The organism is Microvirga sp. P4_A5 (assembly GCF_056402495.1).
The window spans coordinates 49,715-58,547 of record NZ_JBFUHH010000014.1 but is presented as its reverse complement, the minus strand read 5'-3'; the positions used below and the strand labels follow the sequence as shown (position 1 = coordinate 58,547).

General features: G+C 59.5%; 7 protein-coding genes and 1 pseudogene. 6 read left to right on the top strand and 2 right to left on the bottom strand.

What is annotated here, in order from left to right:
- On the top strand, positions 1-1,674 hold a 1,674-nt coding region (locus AC1DVM_RS06900), incomplete at its 5' end, for an AIPR family protein (RefSeq protein WP_477253133.1).
- Positions 1,671-2,411 (top strand): DNA binding protein, encoded by a 741-nt coding sequence (locus AC1DVM_RS06895; protein WP_477253131.1) that lies wholly within the window; start codon positions 1,671-1,673, stop codon positions 2,409-2,411. The genes AC1DVM_RS06900 and AC1DVM_RS06895, both read left to right, overlap by 4 nt.
- 316 nt (positions 2,412-2,727) lie before the next feature.
- On the opposite strand, the pseudogene AC1DVM_RS06890 reads toward AC1DVM_RS06895, so the two are convergent.
- A pseudogene (locus tag AC1DVM_RS06890) lies at positions 2,728-3,015 on the bottom strand (ATP-binding protein); the annotation flags it as partial.
- A gap of 183 nt (positions 3,016-3,198) precedes the next feature.
- On the bottom strand, positions 3,199-4,671 hold the full coding sequence (locus AC1DVM_RS06885; RefSeq protein ID WP_477253129.1) for an MvaI/BcnI family restriction endonuclease: 1,473 nt from the start codon (positions 4,669-4,671) through the stop codon (positions 3,199-3,201).
- Between the two features lie 235 nt (positions 4,672-4,906).
- Between AC1DVM_RS06885 and AC1DVM_RS06880 the strand changes: the two genes are divergently transcribed.
- The 4 genes from AC1DVM_RS06880 to AC1DVM_RS06865 all read left to right on the top strand — a co-directional run bounded on the left by AC1DVM_RS06880 (position 4,907) and on the right by AC1DVM_RS06865 (position 8,302).
- Positions 4,907-5,479, top strand: coding sequence for a DUF3489 domain-containing protein (locus AC1DVM_RS06880; RefSeq protein ID WP_477253127.1), 573 nt, complete (start codon positions 4,907-4,909; stop codon positions 5,477-5,479).
- Positions 5,480-5,481: 2 nt separating this feature from the next.
- Positions 5,482-6,045, top strand: a complete 564-nt coding sequence (locus AC1DVM_RS06875; protein WP_477253125.1) for a DUF2924 domain-containing protein — start codon at positions 5,482-5,484, stop codon at positions 6,043-6,045.
- Positions 6,038-7,726 carry a recombinase family protein gene (locus tag AC1DVM_RS06870; RefSeq protein WP_477253124.1) on the top strand — a complete coding sequence of 563 codons (1,689 nt, stop codon included), beginning with the start codon at positions 6,038-6,040 and terminating at the stop codon, positions 7,724-7,726. Before AC1DVM_RS06875 ends, AC1DVM_RS06870 begins: the two co-directional genes overlap by 8 nt.
- An 84-nt stretch (positions 7,727-7,810) precedes the next feature.
- Positions 7,811-8,302 carry an HU family DNA-binding protein gene (locus AC1DVM_RS06865; RefSeq protein ID WP_477253122.1) on the top strand — a complete coding sequence of 164 codons (492 nt, stop codon included), beginning with the start codon at positions 7,811-7,813 and terminating at the stop codon, positions 8,300-8,302.
- The last annotated feature ends 531 nt before the right edge of the window (positions 8,303-8,833 follow it).

The following is an 8,833-nucleotide window of genomic DNA, read 5'->3' as shown; positions in this document are numbered from 1 at the left end:
ATGCAGCACATGGCGGAATGCGGAATGACGTTTGATCCCCGGGTCCTGCATATCGAGCGCACGGTTTCCGGTTCGAAGCTGAAGCTCAACGGATATGCGGTCTCTGACGATGCTGATCAAGTGGATCTCTTTGTCACGCTTTATGATGGAGTCGATATCGTACAGCCCGTAGCAGATGCGGACGTCGTCCGCGCCGCAGAGCAATGCCTAAAGTTTCTCGGAAAATCTGCTGACGGAAAACTCGTGGCAGCGATTGATCCCTCCGACGACGCTTATGAGTTCAGCCTTACGATCAAGGATTGCTACGAGGATCTTGAGCAGATCAGGGTCTACATTCTAACGGACCGCCAAGCAAAAACGCGCGTATTCAAGCCACGGGATGTCGCCGGGAAGTCAGTCCGTCTCGAGGTCATGGATATCGAGCGTCTCCATCGTCACTGGTCAGAAGGAAAACCCCGTGACGAGCTTGTCGTCAGCTTCGAAGAGGTTTGCGGCTCGCCCCTGCCCTGTGTCTATGTTCCCGGTGAAACCGAGGAGTATGACTACGCGCTTACTGCCATTCCCGGGGCGACTCTGCGGCTGCTGTATGAGCGCTACGGGGCCAGGCTGCTTGAAGCCAACGTTCGGTCATTTCTCAGTCAGACCGGCAAGGTCAACAAGGGCATCCGGGATACGCTGCGCGATTCACCCGAACGTTTCATGGCTTACAATAATGGTATTGTATTGATTTCGGACGAGGCAAGTTTTGCGCGCGCAGCTGATGGCTCGATGGGGCTAGCGTGGCTGAAGGGCATGCAGATCGTCAATGGCGGCCAGACAACTGCGTCGATCTATTTCACAAAGCGCAAGCACCCTGACATCGATCTCAGTCGCGTGCGCGTGCCTGCAAAAGTCATCGTCCTGCATTCCCGCAACCCTGACGCCGAGGAACTGCTAATCAGCGATATCTCCCGATATGCAAACAGCCAGAACGCGGTCAAAGTCTCGGACCTTTCGGCAAACAAGCCGTTTCATGTCGAACTGGAGAAACTCGCGCTCTCGACCTACTGCCCGGATGGCACCAGCAGATGGTTTTATGAGCGCGCAGCCGGAAGCTACAACGTAATGCTTGCCCGTGAGGGCACAACGCCTGCCAGGCTGCGACAGCTCAAGGAAGCTCTTCCGCCCGGCAGAAAGATCACAAAAACCGATCTGGCGAAGTACGTTCAGGCGTGGGGCGGAAAACCACAGGTCGTCTCGCTCGGCAACCAGAAGAGCTTTGATCGCTTCATGTCGGATGACGACACGGTCACCTCGGTTATTCCTGACATCATCCGTTACAAACACATAGTCGCGCAGACGATCCTGTTTAGAACGGTCCAGAAGATTGTTCGGGTCGGTGGATTTCCGGCGTATCAAGCAAACATCACCGCCTACACAGTTGCGGCATTATCTGAAATCGCCGGCAACAGGTTATCTCTGGATGCCATATGGCAGAAGCAGGGACTGTCCTCGCAGCTTTCCGGCTACATCAGCAATCTGGCTGTGAAGGTGAATGATATCCTTAGGGACGATGCCGGCGCCCGGCAGGTATCGGAATGGGCCAAAAAGGACGAGTGCTGGGACAGCCTGAAAGCATCGTCGTTGCCGCCACTTCCCGCCGACATGCCAGAAATTTTGCGTAGTCACCAATGACGGGTGGTGGTGTGCTCTCACGGTCGTTCAATGGTGCTGTGTTCAAGCGATTGAGCGCAGTCGAGACAGACATCACGCGCTCTAACCAACACGAGTTCAACGGGTCAAAGCCGCTGATCGGACTGTTCGGGAAGGAACATCCGCAAAGAATACCAACAGACTTTATCAGGATGTCTGACGACGGCGGTGTCTTGGCTGAATCCGGTATGCTCACTTGGTACGATGCCCGGGCTCGGCATCCAACGCGATCCGAGTACAGGCTCTACTATTACGGCAACGCGGTGACCGCGATGGCACGCGAAGGCGATATTCTGCTTATCGGTAAGAGGCACGATGGTTCAACGCTTGTTCTGATGGCCCCCGGTTCTGGATTAGCAGCAGCCCGCATTGCATGGTTGTTCGGGATCGAAGTTGAACCGGGTGCCGCATTCGCGGCTCTGGATCTCGACGATGACGAGCGCACGCTGCTTGGTAAAGGGCTTGGAATTAGGCTGGATACAGGATCGATGTGGGAAAGCGAGGCCGATCCGGTCCTAGCGACCGATGGAAAAGACGGGTTGCCAGCCACCCGGGCTGTACAACAGCTTGTCGGCAAGGAAAGAGATTGGCAGAGTGACGGTGACTGGCTACCCGCGGTAAAGATCTCGGGCGAGGACATTGATGCGGTGTCTTCGCTTGATGACATTGCCCGTCTGCTTGGGGGGCGTGCCAGGCGAAATCGCCGAGTCAGTAGCTAAGAACAGGAAAATTTTTGATCCCCGAAGCGAGCACTATTGGCGGAGGCCCAGCCCCTAGGAACACGGCGTTGGAAAGACAGCCTTTGCTTCAGGATTTCCTGATGCTCGTATAGTCACCGTTCCCCTTTGCCATGTCGATGCGAACAGCCTTAAGGCAGCCGGCTATTGCGCTGCCGAGATCTGAATGCGCCAGATACTAGTGATGGTCCGTCACGACCGTGCCGAGTCTCGCGTCGATCTCATGCAGCTGATCGGTCTCGGAACGGATCAGCTCGCCCAGATAGTCGTTGACGAACGCTGCGAGGTCGGCCGCGAGCCGAGGCTCGTCGAAGGTTTCCATGATGTCGTCAGGGATAAAGGGGACGGAAGGCCGGGTCGCCGCGAACTCCTGGTATCCGGCAAGACGCAAAGCCAAGGACAGCTGGAACTGCGTGCCCTTGGACATCTCCACCGCAAGCTTGGATCGGCAATTTCGCGACAAGCCGATGAGCGTTTTGCGATCCTCGTCGGGCCGCGTGGCAAGGCCGGTATATTCGTCGCGGGTGATCAGCCGGAACGCTTCAGATGCTCAGCTCATCATCACGCCGCGGTGTCTGTCGCGATAGGCGCGAATGCCGTGCTCCAGCTCGGGCATGTATCACTCCTGGCCTGTTCAGCGTGTTTATGATCTTCCCGGTGCCAGCATCAACGGTTCCCCTATGTCACCCGCTCAGGAACATCAGTCATGCAACGAGCCGGTGGCTGGCGCTGACGCCTCGCGCCGTCTCCCACCATGTCAGCTAAATATTCACTTGCCATCATCCAGGTACGCATCCCCGAGGTTAAAACTCGCCTGCCGCTCGATGAGGTTATCGATCACTGCCGCACCTTGCTCTGGGGGAACGTGTCGAACCTTGAGATCTCGCGCGCTTGAGGCAGCCCCCTGAAGATGAACGGTAGAGGTATCAGCGTAGAGGATCTTCATCGTTGCTGCGAGGGTGGCTGCATTGCATCGCCATTGGGAGCGGACCTTCGGCTTTCCATCAGGATAGATTGAATCGGCCGGGTCATAGAAGACGAGCCCGCGATGGATTGCTCTCAGCAACCGCCACAAATCGGTATCTTCGCCAACAAGCATCCGGGCTGCATAGCGATACTCGAAGTCATGGGCGGGTCGTGCGGATTCCCGCCTCTCGTAGGTGATGTAGAGGGCCGAGGCGTGCTTCCTGTTCCAGCAATTGGCGAGTCGTGCAAGCGACCATGAGGCTGCGATCTCTCCGGTTTGAGCGTGCGACAGGTCTACGCTGACTTCGCCGGCGTCCGCGAAACTGTCCGTATCGGGGTCGTAGCCCCGGACGCGCAGGACAAGGCCCGATTTCGGGTTCGTGACCCCGCATTTGTGAAGGCCGGTAAACCGGAGGCTGCCGTCGCCGGAGACGCCGGGCAGGCCAAACCTTTCCATGAAGCTCCGGAAGCTGTGTTCTCCCTGATAGCCGCCATCCGGTGTCGGTGTCATCAGACTGATGCGTGAGCCGCCAAACGACTTGACCTCATAGCCGTGCCGGTCCGGTGCCTTGTCGGCGTTGGCCTTTACACCCAGAAGTGCCTCCAGCGTGTAACCCGCTCCCTGCGCGCCAGGAAAGGGTACCGGCCGGCCGCCGCCCGATTTCACCATCATGGAGGGATGCCAGCCGGCAGCGACAATGGCCGTCAGCTCGGTCCTGATCATGTCGAGCGGCGTGACGCCGGGAGCGCCGTCGACTGTGAGGACGCGCAGGATCCTCGCCGCAGGCAGCTCAGGCAGCTCCGGGAAACTCGCCACCAGCGGATCGTCGCGCTCGGTCAGAACCTTGCCGGCAACGGTACCGTCTGGCGACAGGCCCAGCACCAAGATGCGTTTGCCGTAGAGATCCTGACGCTCGCGCCGCAAGGCGTCAGGAGGCGTCTCGCATCCCTTGAGAAACCCGGACATCCGGATCTCGGGATACTGGAAATAGTCGATAATCCGGGTATTGGGCGCTGGATACAACTGGCCATCATCCCGTACCCACGCGAGCCGGACGGTCGCCTCCAGCTTGCTCACACCGGCGGCTGACCGTCGTTTGCCCGTGCTTTCACTGGCCGAACGCTCGGCGATCTCTGCTGGAAACAGGTTCAGAACGCCGTCCAGACCCTTGCCTAGATAGATCTGGTTTTTCTCGTTGTCCTGGTTCGTCGCGAGATGCTTCACATACAGTGTCGTCACGCCGAAGCCGGAAAAGCAGTTCTTGAGTTCCTTCAATTGATGCGATCGCCACGTCCATCTCCTTGCGCAGCGGAAGATGGATGAGCGTGACGTTCCGCACAATCCCAGGTCGGGTTTCGAGTCTGGAGAACCAGCACAACGGCCTGATCACAACAGGACAAAATCGGCAGCAACAACGCACTTTCCTGACACACAGGTTGCTCGACTTCGGCCCGGAAGGACGCATCCATGGTGACGGCAATCCTGCCGTTTGACCTTTCGGAGCCGTCCCATGGCAAACTCCGCGACCCTCACCGATACCCAGCTCGTGCTTCTCTCCGCGGCTTCGCAGCGCGAGGACAATCTGCTCTCGCCAGCGCGGCTGCGAGGTGGAGCGGCCGTCCGCGTAGCAGGTAGCCTGCTCGCCGCCGGTCTGGTTGAAGAGGTCGTTGTCCTCCACGAGGAGCTGCACTGGCGTGATGATCCAGGGCAAGGCCCCATCGGGCTTAAGGTCACTCCGGCGGGGCTTGCCGTGATCGCCGTCACTGAACCGCCCGTTTGCTACGAGCGGGCTGAGGGGACTGGATCCGAAGCAAACGGCCCGAAGGTGAGCCCGCGAAACGCAGAGCCAATCGCTCCTGTATCCCGGCGTCCGGGGTCGAAGAAGGCGCTGGTGCTTTCGCTGCTCCAGCGGAAGGAGGGCGCAGAGCTGGATGATCTCGTTCACGCCACCGGTTGGCTGCCACATACCGCCCGGGCAGCCCTTACAGGATTGCGTCACGACGGCGTTATGATCGAGCGCACGAAAGGGCCGGATGGCCGCTCACTCTATCGCGTCGCCGCCCCTGTCAGTGCGGAGGCATAGCCGTGGCGGACCCCACCCCAAACCCGGATCATTCCGATGAACAGAACACTCATCTCGACGAACTCTCCTCTAACGACCTCAAAGCGCTGTTTCTTCAACTGACTGGCATGCCGCTGCCGAAGTTCATCCGCGGTACCCTGATGCGCCGGGCGGTGGCTCACGCCAGGTGGGAGAGTGTCCACGGGGGGCTCGATCCTGCGACCCGAAAGCGACTCGACCGACTGGTCGGTCAAATCGTGCCAGCCGGGGAGGCTCCACCGCCGAAGCCGAACAAAAAGATCCGCAGCGGAACCCGACTTGTCCGGGAATGGCAGTGCAAGGTGCATGAGGTCACGGTCGATGGTGACAGCTTCCTGTGGAACGAAGAGCGCTATCGATCCCTGTCCGAGATTGCCCGGTTGATTACCGGCACACGCTGGAACGGATGGGTGTTTTTTGGCCTCAAGAGAAGCGGCGAGGGCAGGGCCGTGCCAGCAAAGGTCAAGGCACACCGCACGCGCGTTGCGAGGCTCGAATGTCTTCAGCACGCAGCGACCACCATACCGGAGGTAGCCACCCATGCGTGAGTCGCCGCGAAACTTGCGCTGCGCCATCTACACCCGCAAATCGTCCGAGGAGGGACTTGAGCAGGATTTCAACTCGCTCCATGCCCAGCGCGAGGCCTGTGAGGCGTACGTCATCTCGCAGAAGCATGAGGGCTGGAAAGCAATTCCAGCCCTCTACGATGATGGTGGCTATTCCGGTGGGACCATGGAGCGGCCCGGTCTGGCACAGCTTCTGGCTGACATCGCTTCCGGGCTGATCGACGTTGTCGTCGTCTACAAGGTTGATCGTCTGACCCGCTCCCTTACCGACTTTGCCCGCATCGTCGATGTCTTTGACCAGAAGAGCGTCAGCTTCGTCTCGGTGACGCAGTCCTTCAACACTACGAGCAGCATGGGACGGCTGACGCTCAATGTGCTGCTCTCGTTCGCCCAGTTCGAGCGGGAGGTGACCGGCGAGCGCATTCGCGACAAGATCGCAGCCTCGAAGAAGAAGGGCCTGTGGATGGGTGGCTTCGTCCCGATCGGCTATGAGGCCGACGGCCGCACGCTTTCCATCAACGATAACGAGGCCAAGACCATTCGCCTGATCTACGACCTCTATCTTGAGCTGAAATCCGTTGACGCTGTCGCGGTAGCTCTCGCAGAACGCGGGCTGCAAACGAAAAGCAGGGTGGGGAAGGGCGGCGTGAGCGGTGGCAAATCCTTCTCGCGCGGGCATCTCTACAGGATCCTGCAGAACCCGCTTTATGCCGGACGGATCAGCCATAAGGGCCAGGTGTACGATGGCCAGCATCCGGCGATCATCGACCCACATCTCTGGCAGCAGGTCCAGGATCTCCTGAGCGAGAACTGCCAGGGCGAACGGCTCAAGGTGCGGGCCAGGAATCCGAGTTTGCTGACCGGGTTGCTGGTAGATGCGTCGGGCCAGCCGCTCCTCGCCTCGCATGCGGTCAAGCGCGGTCGCCGCTACCGGTACTATGTCAGCGTCCGCCTTATGAAACGGCCAACGTCCAACAATGAGCCCTACGCAAGCATCAATGGGAAATCGGTCCGGGATGGCTGGCGGATCCCTGCCGGCGAGATCGATGGCGGCGTCATTCGCATCCTGACAGGTCTGCTTCGGAACGAGGGCTGGGTGCTTGCTCACATGGTGGCGCAGGAATCAGCCATTGCGGTTCGACAGGCTGCCCTTGCCCGCGCCGAGACATTTGCCGCACACCTGCAATCGTCCGATCCGGTTGCGCGCGGGACATTCGTGCTGGGGTTGCTCGAGCAGGTGATGCTGACTGATGCGGAGATATCRCTGACGATCAAGACAGATCTGTTCACAGAGTTTGCCGGCAGCAGAGAGGCTCCGATCATTGAGACATGCCCGTTCGCTCTGGCGCGCCGCGGCGCCGAAACTCGTCTAATTCTCGAGGGCAACGCCGCGCGTGAACCTGAGCCGGACCCCGTCCTGATCAAAGGCCTTGCGCAGGCCCATCGCTGGTGGAAGGACCTTCTCGCACAGCGTTACGCAACGATGCGCGAAATCGCCCAAGCCTACCAGACCGACGAACGTTACGTCGCCCGCATTGTCATGCTGGTTTTCCTGCCAACAACGCTAACGCAGCAGATTCTGGACGGCACGCACCCTCCGAACTTCACCCTGCATTCGTTTCTGAAGAACGATCAACCATGGCTGGCCTGGCCACTTGCTTGAGGTGGCCGCCTTGCATTTGAGGCTTGGATGAGAGTCAATTATCTGACACAGATTTCGGACCGAGTATTCAGGAAAGATATGCATATGGCCAGAACTCCCGCGAAGGCTTCCGCGAAGAAATCGCCTGCTCGCAAGGCCACAGCCGCAAGAGCCAGCTCCACAAGAGCATCCGCCGCCACGGCTGCTGTAAAGAAGACGGCGACGAAGAAGTCGGTCGCGAAGGTGCCAGCCGCAGCAAGGAAGGCACTGGTCAAGACCGTCGCCAGGAAGACGCCGAAGACGGCTGCGTCCACGTCGGGCGCCGTTCTGACACTGCGCCAAATCGCCGAGACGATCTCCGAGGTGCATGAATTGACCAAGCGTCAGGCCAACGAGATGATCGGGCAGGTCGTCGAAATCATCACCAGGAGTCTCAAAAAGGGCGACAAGGTCCGCCTGAGTGGTCTTGGCATTCTCCAGGTGCGCAACCGCCCGGCTCGTATGGCCCGCAACCCGCAAACGGGTGAGCCGGTGAAAGTGAAGGCGTCAAAGAAAATCGCCTTCCGCGCCGCCAAGGAGCTCAAGGAATCAATCTGAGCCCCGACGAGACCTGATGGACGGTGATCGCGAGCTGCTTCGCTGGGATTTCGAGGGCGATGATCCGACCCAAGGCGCGGGACATCGTCCCGTTTCCTGAGCTCCAGGAACTCTCAGGACAGCGCTTCAAATCAGTGGCATAAAGTCCGCGGATGATGTGCGCGGAGTCCGCTGAGCGGGAGGGCCTACGAGGCTCGCGGGGCCCCATTTTCACAACAACGTCAACTCATCGGTGATGTGGCCCCCCTCGCGGCCATGGAATGGCGAGGGAGTTCCACGGAGGCTCCCAAGGTTGGGATGACTACGCTGTGATTGCCCCAGCAACGGCAAGGTCTCCCCACCTATCGCAGAATCGCTGGCAGACGACGCTGCCACTTCTCGGCGCCGCTGATCCGTCTGCCCTGAGCCTTGCAAGCTGGGCGTCGAGATCCTGGTCGCTGGCGCTTACGAGCGGCTACCCATGGCCCTCCTGAATATGGTGAATAGCGGCATTTCCCAGACTTGTTGCCGAATGTCGGCTATGCGCCGCTA